Source organism: Aeromonas australiensis (assembly GCF_000819725.1).
Classification (GTDB): Bacteria; Pseudomonadota; Gammaproteobacteria; order Enterobacterales; family Aeromonadaceae; genus Aeromonas; species Aeromonas australiensis.
In genome coordinates, this window is the sequence record NZ_CDDH01000045.1 from 99,671 (window position 1) to 117,056 (window position 17,386).

The following is a 17,386-nucleotide window of genomic DNA, read 5'->3' on the forward strand; positions in this document are numbered from 1 at the left end:
ACATATCAGCCGTGAGATCCCATGATGAGACGACTCCCCCTACTCGCCCTGCCGCTGCTGCTGGCAGCCTGTGCCACCCCTACCCAACCGAGCGTGTCATCACAGCTGAAAACGCTCTATGACTACCGCTTGAGCGATACAGCAACAACTGACTTGACGCTGGAGCAGGCAATCGCGCGCATTGCCGATGCCGATATCATTCTGGTGGGTGAGCTGCACAGCCATCCCGCCGTGCATCTGCTGCAATCGCAGTTGCTGAGCGGGCTCTACACTGCCGGCCAGCAACACGGGCGGCCATTGGCCCTCTCCATGGAGCAGTTCAGCCGCGCCGATCAGCAGACGCTGGATGCCTATCTGGCGAACCGGATTGGTGAAGCGGCCTTGATCCGCGCAGGCAACGCCTGGCCCAACTATCCAAGCGACTACCGCCCGCTGGTGGAGTTTGCCAAGGCGCACCAGATGCCAGTGATCGCCGCCAACGCCCCCAAACCGCTGGTGAGCTGTGTCGGTCAGGAAGGGGCTGAGTGGCTCGACAAACTGCCAGCCGCACGTCGCAGTCAGCTGGCCCGCCAACTGACCCTGGGGGATGACCCCTATCGCCAGAAATTTATGGCCTCCATGCACCACGGCGATGCCGACAGCAACACTCGCCGCTTTGCGGCCCAGACCAGCTGGGATGACACCATGGCCGAGAGCATGGTGGATTATCTCGCCAAGCACCCGGGCCAGCAGATCATGCATATCGCCGGCAATTTCCACGTCGAGGGGGGGCTTGGGCTCGCCAGTCGCATCGCCAGCCGCAATCCGGCACTCAAGGTGGCGCTGGTCGTCCCCCGCACAGATGAGACCTCTGTTGCAGATCCCGCAGCCGATGTGCAGGTAACCATCATGCCGCTGCCTAAGCGCTGGCAAAACAGTGCCGAGATGAAGCAAGATATGGGCGCGCTGCATCAATCCCGCAGCCGTGACTGCAGCCAGTGGCTGCAACCCTAATCATCAAGGAAACGGCGGGTACAATATGGATGTGTTACTGATCATCGATGTGCAGCAAGGGGTCATGAAGGAGACCCATCATCAGCAACAGCAAGTGCTGGCCAATATCAACCGGGCTGCGGCCCATGTCAGGCAACAACAGGGGCGAGTCATCTATATCCAGCATGATGATCTGGCGGGTGGCGAACTGGAACCCGGCACCCCGGGTTGGCAGTTGCACAGTGCGCTGCAGCCAGCCAAGAGCGATAGCCGGGTGCGCAAGACAGCCTGTGACAGCTTCCTCGACACCGAGCTCTCGTTTCTGCTGGCAGAACAGCCGGTCGACAGGCTTATCCTCTGCGGCAGCAACACCGATTTCTGCGTCGATACCACGGTGCGCAGCGCAGCCTCTCATGGCTTCGAGGTGTTCGTATTGAGCGATGCTCACTCCACCGCCAATCGCCCTCACCTTGGCGCCCCCCAGATCATCGAGCATCACAACTGGATATGGCGCAATCTCGACCTGCCGGAGGGGCGCAGTGTGACCCTGCTCACCACCGACGAGCTGCTGGCAGTAACACCCGCCCTGCAGCCGTGCTAATCTGCCAGCCTCGCCTCGTTTCTCACTGGAGTCTGTCGTGCGTCTGTTGTCTGCCACCCTGTTGTTGATTGTTCCCCTGCTGTCGGCCTGCTCCAGCTTGCCCGGACAGAAGGATGACGGGCCACAACCTCTGTTTCTGACCCATATCAACGAGGAGGGGAGCAAGCGGTTCACCTTTGAAGCTACGCCCAACGACACCTTGCCACGCGGCCTCTCGGCCGCCCAGAGCCAGCGGCTGCTGGAACGGCGGGAGGCGCTGCAGGAGAGTCTGCTGACCAAGACCCTGGCGACCAAGCAGTATTGCCGTCAGGGGTACATAGTGCTGAGCCAGAGCTCCTGGAAGGTGCGGGGAGAGTGCAACGAAACGGCCACCGACGCCGATCGTCGCGCTTTTCCCAACCAGGCCTCCTGGCAGGATTGAACCGGTCGGATGAGATAACGCAATAAAAACGGGCAGCCCAGTGGCTGCCCGTTTTGTTATGACGGCTGTCGTAGTTGACAGGGATTATCAGACCGGCGCATCGGCCGGGCTGGTGAGCTCGGCACCGTTGTCGATGCGCTTGTGCCCCTCAACCAGATGGACGAAATCCACCAGCTCGTCGCCGGAGACCGCAAAAGCCTGCCCGAAGCCCTTGACGAACAGCCCCTGCTCCGGCTTGAAGCGGAACAGTTTAAAATCCTTGAGGTTGGAGAGGCCCTTGATGATCTCGCCAAAACGTCCTTCCAGCGCAACAATGGCCTTGTCCCAACGGGCATCATCGCGGACCACCACTTCAGCGGTCGCATCAAAGGTCAGCCGCTTGCGGGCAAACAGCTCGCGGGCACCGGTCTCGTCCTCGATCAACATCAAGGAGACCTTGGGCACCTGCTGCAGGTTACGGGCATGGCGGGCGATCTCGGAGATCAGCACGTAGTAGCCATCTTCCTGCAGCACGAACGGGGCATAGCTGGCGTTGGGATTGCCTTCGCCATCGACAGTGGCAAGCTGCAGGGTACGGCAGCTATCGCGAAACTCGCGGATCTCCGGTTGCAGACGGTTTTGCAGACGTTCCTGACGTTCACTCATGCTTTGACTTCCTCTTGAATCGGGTGGCGCAAGGCCATGAAACGGGTAACCTGGTCGGCCAGCAACTGGCGCTTCTCGTCACGACCCAGATAGACCTTGAAAATGCAGCGGCCGGAGTGACCGAAGAACTGGAAGGAGTGCCCCTCCTTGCCCATAAACAGCTTGCTGACCAGGGCAATGCCCGCCACGTTGTCGAGCTTGAGGTGGCCATGCATTTCGCCGTCACGGCCCATCAGGTTGTAGTAACCGCGGGCATCCTTGCCTTTCGGGAAGGGGGCTTTGACCTCAAAGATAGAGCCTTCAGATTCGACGATGGTGGTCACCGGGCCCCAGTCAGCCAGATCTTCCAGCAGGCTTTGGGCACGCTCGGCAGGCAGCAGGGTCACCAACTCGGCGGGCAGATGGCGAACCACCTCCCATTCGCTGACCGAGAGCTGGGCCGCCAGGGTGGACGGATGAGCGCTGGGATCCTGCTCCAGCATCTCGTGAATGCGTTGTGCAATGCTCATGTTTTCTCCCTTTGCGAGACCAGATCGTCCCGCTGTTTATCATGGCGGCTACTCTAATAAAGCACCGAAATCAATGCAATTGATAATTGCTATCATTATCAGTGCATTTTTTTCAAAGCCTTGATATTCTCGGCGGCACACCCGTTTCATTCACCCCTTCGGAGGTTAGCATGGGCCGTCGTCTTGCCCTCGCCATCACCCTGCTCTGCAGTTCACTGCCCCCCTTCTCTGCCGTTGCCGCCGACGGCCAGAAAGAGCGCATCGTCAGCATCGGCCCCGCCACCACAGAGCTCATTCTGGCCCTTGGTGGTGAATCGAGCCTGATCGCCACCGATGTCAGCAGCCCCTTGCCAAAAGAGTTGCCCAAGGTGGGCTATCACCGGGCGCTGGCCGCCGAAGGGATCCTGAGCCTCTCCCCCACCCGACTGGTGGGCAGCGATGAGATGGGCCCGGCCCCAACCCTGGATCAGCTACGCCGGGCCGGGGTCAAGGTGGAGGTGCTGGATACCGCGCCGACGCTGGCCAACCTCAACCAACGCATCGACACCCTCTCCAATCTGCTGGGTGACAAAGCCGCTGGCGATCGCCTGAAGGCGGAGATCCAGAGCCAGACCGCTCAGCTGGCGGCGCAAGCCAAACAGAGCAAACCACTCAAGGTCGCCTTCCTGCTGCTGCACAAGGGGCAACCCACCAGCATCGCCGGGGGGGACACCACCGCCAGCGCGCTGATCTCGCTGGCGGGCGGCATCAATCCGGTCGCCGAATTGCGCAACTACAAGCCGGTATCCGCCGAATCCCTCATAGAGATGCAGCCCGACCTGGTGCTGGTCAGCGGTCGTGACTGGCAACAATATGCCGATCCGGCCAAGGTGTTGGCAGAGGTGCCCGCCCTGGCCGCCACCCCGGCTGGCAAGCGTAACGCCATTCACGCCATCGACGGCCACGCCCTGCAAGGGGGCCTGAGCCTCAACTCCCTGCAGCAGGCGAACCAGATCGCCCAGTGGATCAAGCAGGGGTCATGATGCGCTTGCCCCTCTCCTGGCTGCTGGCCTTTACCACAGCCGCACTGGCGCTGTTGCTGCTCGGTTCGCTGGCAACCGGTCCCATGACCCTCACTCTGGGCGAGAGTCTGCGGGCGCTGTTTGCCGGGCAGGAGAGCGGGATTGAGTCGCACAAGCTGCTGATCGTGCAGGAAATTCGCCTGCCTCGCACCCTGCTCTGCATCGCAGTGGGGGGGATCCTCGGGCTCTGTGGCGCCGTGATGCAGGGGCTGTTTCGCAACCCACTGGCTGACCCCGGCATCATAGGGGTCTCCGGCGGTGCGGCGCTCGGCGCGGCGCTCGCTATTGTCCTGCTCACTCCCCTCAGCCAGCAGTTGCAAGCCACCATAGGGGTTGGCCTGCTGCCACTGCTCGCCTTTCTCGGCGGCGCGCTGACCACCACTCTGGTCTATCTGCTCGGTACCCGTGAGGGGGGCACCTCGGTCACTGTCATGCTGCTGGCCGGGGTCGCCATCACGGCGCTCTCCGGCGCGGTGATCGGCCTGCTCACCTATCTGGCGGACGATCAGATGCTGCGCAACCTGAGCCTGTGGCAGATGGGGACGCTGGCGGCAGGCAAACCGGCCGATGTGGCGCTGGCCCTGCTCACCCTGGCGGCCCTGCTGTGGCTCTTTATGCGCGATGCCAATCCCCTCAACGCCCTGCTGCTGGGTGAAGGGGAGGCCCGTCATCTGGGGGTCAATGTGCAATCCCTCAAACGTCGCCTCATTCTGCTCACCGCCGCGGGCGTCGGGGTGGCGGTGGCGGTATCGGGAATGATCGGCTTCGTCGGGCTGGTAGTGCCCCATCTGGTACGCCTGCTGGCGGGCCCCAACCATGTCAGGTTGCTGCCGCTCTCGGCCCTGCTTGGCGCCGCCCTGCTGCTGGCGGCCGATATGCTGGCACGCACCCTGCTAGCCCCGGCCGAGTTGCCGGTAGGCATCATCACCGCCCTGCTCGGTGCCCCCTTCTTCATCTGGCTGCTGGTAAAAGGGCGCCGCGCCCTGTGATACGGACTGTTATGCAACCACTCTCATCCGCACTCTCATCCTCACTCTCCTCCCCCCTGTTGAGCTGCACCCGCCTGAGCCTGCGCCGTGGCCAGCGCCAGATCCTGGATGGGCTCAATCTCGACCTCGAGAGCGGCACCCTCACCGCGCTGCTCGGCCCCAACGGGGCGGGCAAGAGCTCGCTGCTCAAGTGCCTGACCGGCGAGCTGGAATATGAGGGTTCCATCACCCTGTTTGGCGCGGATCGCCAAGGGTGGAACAGCAGCCAGCTGGCCCACCGGCTCGGGGTATTGCCGCAAAGCTCCTCCCTCAACTTCCCCTTTCTCTGCGAGGAAGTGGTCGCCATGGGGCGCTTGCCCCACAGTGAACCGGCGGCGCGGCGTGACGAGATTGTGGCGGCGGCCATGACCCATGCCGGAGTCGAGCATCTGGCCAAGCGGCTCTATCCCGGGCTCTCCGGCGGCGAGCGGCAGCGGGTGCAGTTTGCCCGGGTGCTGGCGCAGATCTGGCAGGCCCCCTCCCCGACCGAGCAGGCCGAGCAACCTCGCTTGCTGCTGCTCGACGAGCCCACCTCGGCGCTGGATCTGAAATACCAGCATCAGCTGCTGGCCATGGCGCGCGCCCTGGCCAGCCGCAATACTGCTGTGCTGGTGGTCCTGCACGATCTTAATCTGGCGGCGCGCTATGCCGATCGGCTGGTGATGCTGGAGCGGGGCAAACTGATGGCCGATGGCACACCTGCCGAGGTGCTGACCCCCGAGCTGATTGCCCGTCTCTATGACTATCCGGCCCAGGTGATCCACCACCCCGAGAGCGGCCTGCCGATGGTGGTGTGACAACGGGATGGCCAGCTATGGCCATAAACGTTTTCATTTGCCTCCGTTAGCCTCGCCAAACTGGATTAAAATTCATCATCGCCAGATATGGGGTGTGAATATCCTCACACTTCGCTTAGGCAAAATCCCAGCAGCATCGCCGCCTACTTATAATGGCGCCGCCTCACAGAAGGCATAACTCATTGATGCTACGGGACAATTAAAATGAAAAAAATCAACAAAACCCTACTGGCTGCCGCTATCTCCCTCGGGATGCTGGCTGGCTGCAACAGCGACAACGACTCAAAGGCAGCTGATCCCATGGTTCGTTTTGCCACCTTCAACCTCTCTTTTGACCGCTCTGCCGCCGGTATGCTGACCGGTGAGCTGGCGCTGACCCGCACCGAGCAGGATGCCCTGCTGGCTCGCCTCGCCGAAGGGAGCCTGAGCGGCGCCGCGGAAACCAAAGCCAAGAACGTGCAGCAGATCCGCAACGTGGCGGAGATCATCCAGCGCACCCGCCCGGATGTGTTCCTGCTCAACGAGTTCGACAACGACGGCAAGGGCGAGAGCACCGCCGATCTGAAAGCCTTCAACGACAACTATCTGGCCCACGCCCAGCACGCAGAGGTGACGGCTATCAGCTATCCGGTACTGCAGAACTTGGCCACCAACACCGGCCTGATGAGCGGTTATGACCTCAATCTGGATGGCAAGGTCAACAGCGGCCCCGACGATGCCTGGGGCTTTGGCAACTACCACGGCCAATACGCCATGGCGGTAATGTCAAAATATCCTATCGACACCCAGCAGATCCGCACCTTCCAGAAGTTCAAATGGAAGGATATGCCGGGCGAGCAGAACCCCATCATCGACGACTGCAACAATCCCAAGGCCAAGATCCCGGCCAGCCGCCAGTGTGGCGATGCCTGGTACGATGATGCCGCCTGGCAGCAGTTCCCGCTCTCCTCCAAGAACCACGCCGATGTGCCGGTGCGCGTGAAGACCGACAAAGGGGAGGAGGTGATTCACTTCCTGATCTCCCACCCGACGCCCCCCATCTTCGGCAACGCGGCACGTCACAACGTCAAGCACAATCGCGCCGAGGTTGCTTTCTGGAATGACTACGTCAAGGGTCTTGGCTATATGACCGATGACAAGGGCGCCAAAGGCGGGCTGGCCAAAAACGCCAAGTTTGTGATCGCCGGGGATCTTAACGCCGACCCGCTCACCGGTGATGGCGATCTGACCGCCATTCAGGCGCTGTTGGACAACGCCCTGATGAATCAGGCCATCACCAATGGCACCCTGATCCCGATCAGCGAAGGGGGCCCGGAGTGTCTGAGCAAGGGGACCGATTGCAAACGTAACAACTCTCGCCCACATCCGGAGCGGATCACCAGCAGCAGTGGTTTGCAGCTGGATCACCTCATCCCCTCCGCCAATCTCAACGCGGTCAAGAGCGGCGTCTTCTGGCCGGCCAGCTTCGAAGCCGGTTATCACCTGGTCTATGATGCAAAACTCGGTATCGCCAAGGGGGTCAGCTCGGATCACCGTCTGGTCTGGGTCGATCTCAAACTCGACTAACTCTGCCATGACCCCGCTACGGCGCAATGCTGTTCAGATAAGCACATTTTTGACTGATTATTCATAAATGCGACTTGAATTGGGGGAGCAAGGCTGTTTCCAGTCGCTCTTCCTTCAGCCTTTATCCAGCGTGGCTTGCAATAGAAAGAGGGAGGCATTATGCCTCCCTCATTTTTTAGCCCTGATACTACGTGGACTGGAACTCAAATTCTCTTAAGTGAACAGCATTGCCGCTACGGCGGGGTCTTTTATTGGCGATGGGCATCGAGTTGACCTCGGCTTATTAATCCACCGCCCTGGCATTGGGTTATCAATCCATAACTCCTCAATGGCCGTTGAATGGGCCTCGCGATCACAGAACCTCCTCGCCAATGGTGGTAGCATGCCTCCTCTTGCCATCCGGCCGCACGGCGGATCCGGTGGCCCTCCCTCCTCCGCTTTCACTTTTTGAGGAACCATTTGATGGAACTGCTTCTGCTTAGCAATGGTAAAGCCAACGAATGTCCGGGTCTGCTCGGCTGGGCCCGAGAGCGGGTTCAAAGCCTGCTGGCGCGCAAACAGGTCAAGCGCATTCTGCTCATCCCCTACGCGGTGATCCGCAGCGACTGGGATGCCCGCGCCAACGAACTTACCGAGAGCCTCGGGATCGAGACCATCAGCATTCACCACTTCGATGATCCGGTCGAGGCCATCAATCAGGCCGACGCCATCTTTATCAGCGGCGGCAACACCTGGCGCCTCAACCAGCTGCTGCACGAAAACGGTCTGATCGTGCCGATCCAGCGTGCCGTGCGCGAGCGGGGTGTCCCCTATGTAGGCTGGAGCGCCGGTTGCAACGTGGCGACCCACAGCATCCGCACCACCAACGACATGCCGGTCTGCAACGCCGCCGTGCTGCCGGCGCTGGGTCTGTTCCCGCTGCAGATCAACCCGCACTATCTGGATGCCAGCATCAGCGGCCACATGGGCGAGACCCGCGACGAGCGTCTGGCCGAGTTCTGCGCCATCAACCCGAGCGAATATGTGGTGGCCCTGCGCGAAGCAAGTCTGCTGCAAATCACCGGAGAAAACGGCAGCGAACATCTAGAGTACTGGAGCGCCCGCGATCAGGACTTCAAGATCTTCAAACATAACCAGGAGCCGCAAGCCTTTATGGACGCCGCCCCGCTGGCCGAGCTGACCCCCTTCAAGGTCGGCTAAGCCACGAAGAGCGCCGAACCACTGGCAGGCAGATGGCTCAAAGCAACGTAGAAACAAAAGAGGGATGGCTCAATGCCATCCCTCTTTTTTCTCCTTGCCTGTTAGCCGGTTGTAGCCTGACTACTCCCCCTGCAGGGTTACCAGTACCTTGCGGGCGCCGCCATCGACGCGATGCTCGCCGAGCCAGATCCCCTGCCAGGTGCCGAGCGCCAACTGACCATCACGGATGGGCAGCAACAGGCTTACCCCGAGCAGGGAAGATTTGATATGGGCGGGCATGTCATCCGCCCCCTCATAGGTGTGGCGATAGTAGGGGGCATCTTCCGGCGCCAGCCGGTGGAGATGGGCCTCCATATCGCTGCGCACGCTGGGGTCGCAATTCTCGTTGAGGGTGAGCGAGGCGGAGGTGTGTTGCAGCAGCAGATGCGCCATGCCGACCCGGTAATCCGCCAGCATCGGCAGCTTGGCCACCAGCTCGTCCGTCACCAGATGAAAGCCCCGCGAACGGGGCTTAAGAGTCAGCAGGCACTGCTGCCACATCAGACGTACTCCATAAAGACGCGAGAGGTGAGCTTGGTGATGAGCTCGTAGGGGATGGTGCCAATCTCGTCAGCCACCCGCTCCACCGGCAGCCCCTCGCCCCACAGCACCGCCTCGTCGCCGGGCTTGTCGGTGGCGCCCGGCCCCAGATCCACCGTGCTCATATCCATGGAGACACGCCCCACCAGCGGCACGATGCGGCCGTTGACCAAGACTGGCGTGCCGTTGGGCGCCATGCGCGGATAGCCGTCACCGTAGCCGATGGCGATCACCCCGAGTCGGGTATCGCGATCTGACACCCAGTTGGCACCATAGCCCACCGGCTCGCCCGCCTTGTGATCCCGCACCGCAATCAGCTGGGTCTTCAAGGTCATCACCGGCTGCAGGTCGTAATCGGCCGCCACTGTATTGGGGAAGGGCGACACGCCATAGAGGATGACGCCGGGGCGCACCCAGTCGCAGTGGGAGTCCGGCCAGGCCAGAATACCCGCCGAGTTGGCCATGGCCCGCTCGCCCAGGAGCGGCGCGGTCAACTTGCTGAACAAGTCGATCTGCTCGCGGGTAGTGGGCTGATCCAACTCATCGGAGCGGCTGAAGTGGGTCATGATATTGAACGGCTGCACCACGTTCTTGCACTTGGCGAGGCGCTCGATAAAGGCGGGCATCTCGTCGGCACGCACCCCGAGCCGGTGCATGCCGGTGTCGAGCTTGAGCCAGGCCACCACGGGGGCTGGCAGCTCGACCTGCTCCAGCGCCTCGAGCTGCTCCCAGGTGTGAACCGCCGTTTGCAGATTGTTGGCCGCCAGCACCGGCAGATCGTCGGCACAGAAGAATCCCTCCAGCAGCACGATGGGCTTGACCACGGCGCAGGAGCGCAGCATCAGCGCCTCTTCGATACGGGCCACCGCATAGGCATCCGCATCCACCAGGGTGCGGGCGACCGGCAGCAGGCCATGGCCATAGGCGTTGGCCTTGACCACGGCGATGATCTTGCAAGCAGGAGCGTGGCGCTTGACCACGGCGAGGTTATGGCGCAAAGCCGCAGTGTTGATTTGGGCAGTAGCCGCTTTCATGGTTTTCCCTTACGAGGGCACAAATAGTCTCCCCCTCATCGGGCCGAAGACCGCCACTCACTTATCGTCGTCGAAGGCCGGACCGGCATAATTGTCGAACCGGGAAAACAGGCCCTGAACGGCAGCCAATGCCTGGCAATCGATCAGGGCAGTCGTGGTAATGGCGAAACCGCCATCACCTTGGGTTTACATCAATAATCGTCGTCAAACGCAGGGCCGGCATAGTTATCGAACCGGGAGAACTGACCCTGGAAGGTGAGGCGCACTCTTCCGATAGGGCCGTTACGCTGCTTGCCGATAATAATCTCGGCAATCCCCTTGTCAGGGCTGTCATCGTGATAAACCTCATCACGATAGATAAACATGATCAAATCCGCATCCTGCTCGATGGAGCCCGATTCACGAAGATCCGAGTTGACCGGGCGCTTGTCGGCCCGCTGTTCCAGACTTCGGTTGAGCTGGGAGAGCGCCACCACCGGGCACTGCAGCTCTTTCGCCAAGGCCTTGAGGGAGCGGGATATCTCGCCGATCTCCAGGGTACGGTTGTCAGAGAGCGCCGGCACCCGCATCAGCTGCAGGTAGTCCACCATGATCATGGATAGGCCACCGTGCTCGCGTGCCACCCGACGGGCACGGGAGCGTACATCGGTCGGGGTGAGGCCGGAGGCGTCATCGATATACATCTTGCCCTTCTCGAGCAGCAATCCCATGGTGGAGGAGAGGCGGGCCCAATCCTCGTCATCGAGCTGACCGGTACGCACCTTGGTCTGGTCGATGCGACCGACCGAGGCGAGCATACGCATGATGATCTGCTCGGAGGGCATCTCCAGCGAGAAGATAAGCACCGGCTTGTCGGCAGTGAGGGCCGCATGCTCGCACAGGTTCATGGCAAAGGTGGTCTTGCCCATGGAGGGACGGGCCGCCACGATGATCAAGTCCGAACGCTGCAGACCGGCGGTCATCTTGTCCAGATCGTTGTAGCCGCTCGATACCCCGGTCACCCCGTTGTGCGGGGTCTTGAACAGCTCTTCAATCTTGTCGACGGTCTGCTCGAGGATCAGCTTAAGCGGCTGGGGCCCCTCGTTGGCGCTGGTGCGCTGCTCGGCAATCTTGAATACCTTGCTCTCGGCAAGATCAAGCAAGTCGCCTGAGGTACGACCCTGTGGCTCGTAGCCCGCTTCGACTATCTCGTTGGCGACCGAGATCATCTCCCGTACCACCGCCCGCTCGCGCACGATTTCGGCGTAGGCGTTGATGTTGGCGGCACTCGGGGTGTTCTTGGCGATCTCCACCAGATAGGCGAAGCCACCGGACTCTTCCAGCTGTTCGGAGCGTTCCAGCTCCTCCTGCAGGGTGATGAGGTCGATGGGGTTGCCCGCATTGGAGAGGCGGGTCATGGCCTGGAAGATCAACCGGTGCGGACGGCTGTAGAAATCCTGATCGATCACCCGTTCGGCAACCCGATCCCAGGCATCGTTATCCAGCATAAGGCCGCCCAGTACGGACTGTTCGGCCTCAAAAGAGTGGGGAGGAACTTTCAGCTGTTGTGTCTTGGCGTCTTTTTTCGCCGTCACTTGCTCTGCCATACACATAAAAACCGCAGCGGGAAGGGGACGGGAATTTTACAAAAGAAAGCCAACCACGGCGAGCCCTATCTGGCGGCTCAGACCATCATAAAAGGCCATACCAGAGTCTGCTCTACCTTGACCATTTTGATTTTGCTTCGCATTTTGCGCTCCTTGCGACTCAATCTTCTGCTTTTCATCTGGTTTTCTCCTCTCGTTTGACGCCGCATCGCGGCAATCTCGTTCATGAATAATTCATGCCAGAGGTGATATTGATTAATACAAGCTGCGACACAATCAGGGATTGGCAGCCTGCCATGCGCCCTGCTGAGCTTGCCAAAGCAGAGCATGCCCCAATAACAGACGAGAGTGAAAAGAGTCAAAATGAAAAAGATGCTGACCCTGTTTGCCATGATCCTGGCCATTGGCCTGGGGGCACCTCACGCCGAAGCCAAAAAAATGGGCGGCGGCAAATCCTTTGGTAAAAGTTACAAAACTGCGCCGGCCCAGCCTGCGGCCAAACCGGTCGACAACAAAAACCCGACCCTGAACGCCCAAACCCCGCCGAAAAAGAGTGGCATGATGGGTGGCCTGCTTGGCGGCCTGCTGGCTGGTGGCCTGTTTGCCTACCTGCTGGGCAGCGGTGCCTTTGAGGGTCTGCAGGGTATGGACTTCCTGCTGATCGCATTGTTGGCTCTGGGGGCCGTATTCCTGATCCGCGCCCTGCGCAAAGGCAAGGTGGCGGCGCCGCAACAGCAGCAGACTGCGTATGCGGGCTATCAGGCGCCACAAGCTGCCCCCCAGCAGTTCGAGCAGAGCAACAGCGCACCGCAAGCCACTGGCTTTGCTGACAGCGATGTGCCGTTCCGCCTGCCACCGGGCTTCGATATGAACGGTTTCCTGGCCGGAGCCCGCGACCACTATCGCACCCTGCAAGAGGCGTGGAACAAGAACGATCTGGAGAAGATCCGTGAATACGTCAGCCCGGAGCTGTTTGAGCAACTCAAGGCCGACCGCGCCGACCTGACTGGCGAACAGCATACCGAAGTGATGTACGTCGATACCCAGCTGGTACGCGCCGACTACGGCAGTGACTGGGCCCAGGTGAGCGTGCGCTTCAGTGGCCGCTACATGGACCGTCAGGAGCAGGTAGAAGAGGATATCCAAGAGGTATGGCACCTCGAGCGAGATCTAGCGAAAGACAATGCCCCTTGGCATATCGTTGGTATCGAGCAGCTGTAAGGCATTACGCCAATCAGTTTGTCACCCCACAATAGCCAGTCAGTCAAACCTGTCTGGCTATATTTTTGTCTATACCCCAATACCCTGTTACATGAGGCGCCCGAGCACCTCATGTAACATGCGCCCCCTTTCCGTAACGCTTCTGCATCCTGCGCCAACCCTGGTCGCTCTCCAGGTAGCCATGAAACCGCGCTTCTATCCAGGCATTCAACCGATGGCGATACTCGCTCATATGCTGGATGTGGTAAGCGCCCACCTCTTCGCACTAACAATTGAAGCCCAATGAGCCCCCACCCTGCACTTTGCTGAAACTGGCATCCTCTGTGACACCTGTGGCGGCAAAACCGCGATGACATTGCAGACACGGTAGTCACTGTTCCCCCTTGAACGACGAGAGGAAGAACATTCCATCGAACACCATGATGCCCTCTTCCCGTCTGGCTTGACGGCCTGCTATGGCACACAAGAAACAATGGGGCGAGAGCAAGGCTACAATTGCGGCACCGTAACAACATGATCCCGGGAAAAAGTCACGCTTTCAGTGGTGGCTTGCGCATCATCTTCCCAGCACAAACGTTGACGCAACCAGGCAAGAGCTCTTAACCATCAAGGTTCTGGTCACTGATACAGAGTGAAGTAGCTAACGCGATAATCCCCACATAGCGGATTCAGAGCGGGTCAGGTGACCCCAGCAGCTCGCGCAGTTGCAGGATATTGCCCTCAGGGTCGAAGGCGTTGCGTACCACAAAACCGGGCCCCGTCCACTGCTGTGGCAGCAGGCCGCCACCGAGATCCGCCGCCTTCGCTTCCGCCCTGGCGAGGCTGGATACGGTGAAGAACAGCTTGATGGCCCCCTCTTCCCGCAGTTCCGGCGGCCGCTTGATAACAACTTGCCCAACATAGGGCTCTGGAATGGCGTGGATCAGCAGCTGGATATCGCTGTTTTCCAGCACCACCAACTGCTCATCCTGACTACAGATCGCCATCTGCAGCAGGGTTCGGTAAAAGTGGGTCAGCAGGCCCAGATCCTTGGCATAGATCAGGGCACCTGCGCGAGCGGGGCCTGGCATGGAGCACTCCTCAATGGTGAACGAATAGTGAACGGCTGGGTAGACAGCTCCCCACCTTCTCACAGTTGCGTGCCCTGTTCGATCCTTTTTAGCAGCTCCCCAGCCTCACAACACAAAGTGCCATTGCCGCAGTGCCAGCGTCGGTGGTGGCCCCTGATCTGCCCCCAGATCCGCCATGCCCAGCGCCTCATCGTAGTGAAGACTACCAGTACCACTCTGTGTCAGAGACTTGGCTCGCAGTGCGCCGAACAACCCTCCACTACCGCGGATGTCCATCTCGGTGAGCGGGGCATAGAGGGCGGCATAGAGCGGGGTATTACCCGACAGCTTGACCCCATCCTTGCCACTATACGCGGAATAGATGGAAATGGCAGGCGTACCGCCAGCGGTCAGCCCCTGTTTGGCTGCCGTCACCTCGGCACCGGCACCGAGATTGACCTTGCCGCTGACGATCAGGGTCAGGCTGCTCCCCTCGCTCACCGTCAACTTGTTGCTGCCAGTCATGGTGAAATCCTTGTCGATCAGCAGCACCACATCCCCCTTGATGGTGAGATTGGCATCGGCCCCCATATTGAGACTGTCGAGCTTGTAAACGGTCTGCTCCTTGCCAAACAGCTCCCCCTTGCCGGGTAGCGGCAGTCCGGGCTTGTGCTGGTTGCTGCTGGTGACCGAGCCGGTGGCGGGATCCGTGGTCAGCACCATCTGCTGGGTGGCACCCAGCCTCAACGGGCCATTGGGCGGCAGATTGGCCAGCTTGGGAGAGTTCGGCAGCGCGGCCACATTGAGCGGGTCACACACCTGCCCGACTACCGGTGGTAGCCTGGGGTGGGTGTTGTACTGGGCATCCAGATATTTCTGGTGATTCTCATCGAGGAATGCCCCCTTCCCACCATAGTTCAATTTGTCGTCAGCAATGCTGGTGCCATGACCCATAGAAACATCTCCATTGATCGCAACAGCTCCGGCAATATGCCCCCCTTGCAAGGCAAAATTTCCACTCCCGTTTACGCTGCCCTCAACCCTGACGACCCCATCAGAGGGAGAAATGGTGATGTCACCGCCAGCAAGTACATTACCCGCAACAGGTGAAGAGCCGTTCAAGGTCACCGAGCCGGTCGCCCGCACATCACCCCAGATGGGGGAGTGCCCGGCGAGCACCACATTGGCCTTGTCGCTAACGGTCGCCACCTTGGCGTTTTGCCCCTGATTAAGAGTCCCGGAAACAGACTCCTTGTACGCCCCCTTGCGCGAATCATAGCTGTCGATAAAACCGCTACCGGAGAGGCTTAGCCCTTCGCATGCCACCACCGAATCCTGAAAGATCAGATTGCCCGGCTCGCGCTTGAGGGCAAACAGCGCATTGAGGCTGGCATTACCCTCCAGATAGTGGCCATGGCTCTGCAGCGCCAGCTTGTTGCCTGCGGAGGAAGTCAACCGGTCGATGTTGAAACTGCTGCCCGCCATGGCCCCTTCCCCCCTGCCAGGCACCTTCTGCACCAGCCGCTCCCACTCGATGCGCGGTTCGGCGCCAAGAGCCTGATGCAGGGCACGATAACTGTCGTTCATCCCCTGCTCGGCACTGAGCTGCGCATTGATCTTCTTGTGAAAATTGCCGCTCAGGCGAGTCTGCAACTGGTTCTCCTGAATGCTGGTAAACACCAGCAGACTCGACAGCAGGCTCACCACCAGCACCACCAGCAGTACGGCTCCCCGCTGCCCCTGCAATCCCTTGTTCATCCCGCTCCCCCTGCTGTGGCGTTGGCACCGGATGTGGCCAGCGCTGCCGCCCAGACCGCCTTGCGGCGGGCCACCTGCACCTCGACCCCAGGCGCCAGATAGCTCGGCAGCCCTTCGGGCAAGATGCGAATATTGACCAGCGCCCCCTGCTGGCCGAATTCAAGATCCTGAAGATGGGTCAGCAACAGGCGCGGGCCATCTCCGTCATCACAACTGAGTACCGGCGGCGTGAAGCGGTACTGCTCGGTAAAATCGACGGTTTTATGGTTGCCAAGGCAGGAGAGCACCTGACTGCCCCCCTCCACCTTGAAGGCGAGCGTCAGGCGATCAGGGGTGATGGCTATCAGCTGATCTGCCTGCTTGATGCTGTTGGTAAAGGTGAGGGCGGCAAAGCGAAGTACCTCGTTTGCCTGCTCCAGCGCCTTGCTCTGCTCAACCGTGCTCTTGATCGGGGCGTAACCGGCAAAAATCGCCAGCATCAACATCAGACCGAGCACCATGGAGATCATCAGCTCGACGAGACTGACGCCTCGTTGCCGTGAGGGGAGGCTTAGCATAAGGGCGGAAATCCTGCGTTCAGTTCTACCCGCTTGGCACCGGAGACCCGCGCATCCTGCCACTCGATGGCGACCACAAAGTTGTCGCTATAACGGTTCGGCAGCACCAGCCGGTGGCCATCCCGCAGGGTGAAACGGGCAAGAAAATCGGCCTGGGTGAACCGCTCGGGCTTGCGCTGCACTTCGCACAGCGAACTCCAGATCTGCTCCACGCTGTTGCTCGCCTCGATTGTGGCCAGGGTGCTCTGCAAGCTGTAGTGCGCCTGCTGCAACGAGACCACCTGCCCCTTGGCCAAGCCGAGAAACACCATCACCGCCAGTACCATGGAGACCATGATCTCCACCAGATTGAAGCCTTGCTGGCGGGCAAGTGAGGCGTGTCTCATGAGCAGCTCCCTTGCAGCAGCTGGCCGCTCGGGGCCACGCAGAGCACGCGCTGCTCACCGAGGCGATTGGCCAGAATGATCTCGGCATGGCTACTGCTGCCGGTTGGCGCGATCTGGATGGGGTCAAACGGCTTGATCACCACGCCGCCAGCAGGTGCTGCCGCCTGACGCAGCAACTTGCTGTCAGCCATCACCTCCCAGCCACCGTTCTCGGTGCCCTGCAGTACCACCGGCAGGGTCAGCTTGACCGCTTCGCTGCGGGCAAAGCGGTAGGCTGACGCGAGCTCGGTCGCACTGCGATCGAGTCGTTCGGCCGCGAGGCGCTGACTCATGGAGGGCAACCCGACCAATAACAAGATGGCGGCGATGCCGACCGTTACCATCAACTCAATCAGGGTAAATCCGCGCACGTTCAT

General features: G+C 60.5%; 20 protein-coding genes. 9 read left to right on the plus strand and 11 right to left on the minus strand.

From position 1 onward, the window contains the following. Positions 1 to 21: 21 nt before the first annotated feature. The 3 genes from BN1117_RS06025 to BN1117_RS06035 are packed head-to-tail and all read left to right on the plus strand — an operon-like array spanning position 22 to position 1,994. Positions 22 to 993, plus strand: coding sequence for a ChaN family lipoprotein (locus tag BN1117_RS06025; RefSeq protein ID WP_040095698.1), 972 nt, complete (start codon positions 22 to 24; stop codon positions 991 to 993). A gap of 25 nt (positions 994 to 1,018) precedes the next feature. After that, positions 1,019 to 1,573, plus strand: a complete 555-nt coding sequence (locus tag BN1117_RS06030) for a cysteine hydrolase family protein (protein ID WP_040095700.1) — start codon at positions 1,019 to 1,021, stop codon at positions 1,571 to 1,573. Positions 1,574 to 1,610: 37 nt separating this feature from the next. Further along, positions 1,611 to 1,994, plus strand: a complete 384-nt coding sequence (locus tag BN1117_RS06035) for a hypothetical protein (protein WP_040095702.1) — start codon at positions 1,611 to 1,613, stop codon at positions 1,992 to 1,994. Positions 1,995 to 2,081: 87 nt separating this feature from the next. Here BN1117_RS06035 and hutZ read toward each other — a convergent pair whose 3' ends face one another. Together hutZ and hutX are read right to left on the minus strand one after the other, a co-directional pair. Beyond that, positions 2,082 to 2,639: a heme utilization protein HutZ gene (gene hutZ / locus BN1117_RS06040; protein WP_040095703.1), complete on the minus strand. Its 558-nt coding sequence runs from the start codon at positions 2,637 to 2,639 to the stop codon at positions 2,082 to 2,084. After that, complete coding sequence (hutX, locus tag BN1117_RS06045) at positions 2,636 to 3,148, minus strand: heme utilization cystosolic carrier protein HutX (RefSeq protein ID WP_040095705.1); 513 nt, start codon at positions 3,146 to 3,148, stop codon at positions 2,636 to 2,638. Before hutX ends, hutZ begins: the two co-directional genes overlap by 4 nt. A gap of 170 nt (positions 3,149 to 3,318) precedes the next feature. Between hutX and BN1117_RS06050 the strand changes: the two genes are divergently transcribed. From BN1117_RS06050 to pepE, 5 genes are all read left to right on the plus strand, one after another. Beyond that, positions 3,319 to 4,170, plus strand: coding sequence for a heme/hemin ABC transporter substrate-binding protein (locus tag BN1117_RS06050; RefSeq protein WP_040095707.1), 852 nt, complete (start codon positions 3,319 to 3,321; stop codon positions 4,168 to 4,170). Next, a complete protein-coding gene (locus tag BN1117_RS06055; protein ID WP_040095709.1) occupies positions 4,167 to 5,198 on the plus strand; it encodes a FecCD family ABC transporter permease in 1,032 nt (343 codons plus the stop codon). The genes BN1117_RS06050 and BN1117_RS06055 overlap by 4 nt, the downstream gene beginning before the upstream one ends. Positions 5,199 to 5,209: 11 nt before the next feature. Beyond that, a complete protein-coding gene (locus tag BN1117_RS06060; RefSeq protein WP_040095711.1) occupies positions 5,210 to 6,034 on the plus strand; it encodes a heme ABC transporter ATP-binding protein in 825 nt (274 codons plus the stop codon). A gap of 204 nt (positions 6,035 to 6,238) precedes the next feature. Further along, entirely contained in the window at positions 6,239 to 7,600 is a 1,362-nt protein-coding gene (locus tag BN1117_RS06065) for an endonuclease/exonuclease/phosphatase family protein (protein WP_040095713.1), read from the plus strand. A 462-nt stretch (positions 7,601 to 8,062) separates the two neighbouring features. Beyond that, positions 8,063 to 8,800 (plus strand): dipeptidase PepE, encoded by a 738-nt coding sequence (gene pepE / locus BN1117_RS06070; RefSeq protein ID WP_040095714.1) that lies wholly within the window; start codon positions 8,063 to 8,065, stop codon positions 8,798 to 8,800. 120 nt (positions 8,801 to 8,920) lie between these two features. Here pepE and BN1117_RS06075 read toward each other — a convergent pair whose 3' ends face one another. From BN1117_RS06075 to BN1117_RS19380, 4 genes are all read right to left on the minus strand, one after another. After that, entirely contained in the window at positions 8,921 to 9,340 is a 420-nt protein-coding gene (locus BN1117_RS06075; RefSeq protein WP_005335267.1) for a secondary thiamine-phosphate synthase enzyme YjbQ, read from the minus strand. Next, entirely contained in the window at positions 9,340 to 10,413 is a 1,074-nt protein-coding gene (alr, locus tag BN1117_RS06080; protein ID WP_040095716.1) for an alanine racemase, read from the minus strand. The genes BN1117_RS06075 and alr overlap by 1 nt, the downstream gene beginning before the upstream one ends. 191 nt (positions 10,414 to 10,604) lie before the next feature. Beyond that, positions 10,605 to 11,999, minus strand: coding sequence for a replicative DNA helicase (dnaB, locus tag BN1117_RS06085; RefSeq protein WP_040095718.1), 1,395 nt, complete (start codon positions 11,997 to 11,999; stop codon positions 10,605 to 10,607). Positions 12,000 to 12,076: 77 nt separating this feature from the next. Continuing rightward, positions 12,077 to 12,226 (minus strand): hypothetical protein, encoded by a 150-nt coding sequence (locus BN1117_RS19380; protein WP_156129892.1) that lies wholly within the window; start codon positions 12,224 to 12,226, stop codon positions 12,077 to 12,079. Positions 12,227 to 12,362: 136 nt separating this feature from the next. Here BN1117_RS19380 and BN1117_RS06095 point away from each other — a divergent pair, with 136 nt between their 5' ends. After that, the gene (locus BN1117_RS06095) at positions 12,363 to 13,220 is read left to right on the plus strand and encodes a Tim44 domain-containing protein (protein WP_040095722.1); all 858 of its coding nucleotides are present in this window, start codon (positions 12,363 to 12,365) and stop codon (positions 13,218 to 13,220) included. Positions 13,221 to 13,888: 668 nt separating this feature from the next. Here the strand turns inward: BN1117_RS06095 and BN1117_RS06100 are convergent. The 5 genes from BN1117_RS06100 to BN1117_RS06120 all read right to left on the minus strand — a co-directional run bounded on the left by BN1117_RS06100 (position 13,889) and on the right by BN1117_RS06120 (position 17,386). Then, the gene (locus BN1117_RS06100; RefSeq protein WP_040095723.1) at positions 13,889 to 14,290 is read right to left on the minus strand and encodes a VOC family protein; all 402 of its coding nucleotides are present in this window, start codon (positions 14,288 to 14,290) and stop codon (positions 13,889 to 13,891) included. Positions 14,291 to 14,395: 105 nt separating this feature from the next. Continuing rightward, a complete protein-coding gene (locus tag BN1117_RS06105) occupies positions 14,396 to 16,027 on the minus strand; it encodes a DUF7305 domain-containing protein (RefSeq protein ID WP_040095725.1) in 1,632 nt (543 codons plus the stop codon). Then, entirely contained in the window at positions 16,024 to 16,584 is a 561-nt protein-coding gene (locus BN1117_RS06110) for a PilW family protein (protein WP_040095727.1), read from the minus strand. The genes BN1117_RS06105 and BN1117_RS06110 overlap by 4 nt, the downstream gene beginning before the upstream one ends. Then, the gene (locus tag BN1117_RS06115) at positions 16,578 to 16,970 is read right to left on the minus strand and encodes a type IV pilus modification PilV family protein (RefSeq protein WP_040095729.1); all 393 of its coding nucleotides are present in this window, start codon (positions 16,968 to 16,970) and stop codon (positions 16,578 to 16,580) included. The genes BN1117_RS06110 and BN1117_RS06115 overlap by 7 nt, the downstream gene beginning before the upstream one ends. Beyond that, complete coding sequence (locus tag BN1117_RS06120; RefSeq protein ID WP_040095731.1) at positions 16,967 to 17,386, minus strand: GspH/FimT family pseudopilin; 420 nt, start codon at positions 17,384 to 17,386, stop codon at positions 16,967 to 16,969. The genes BN1117_RS06115 and BN1117_RS06120 overlap by 4 nt, the downstream gene beginning before the upstream one ends.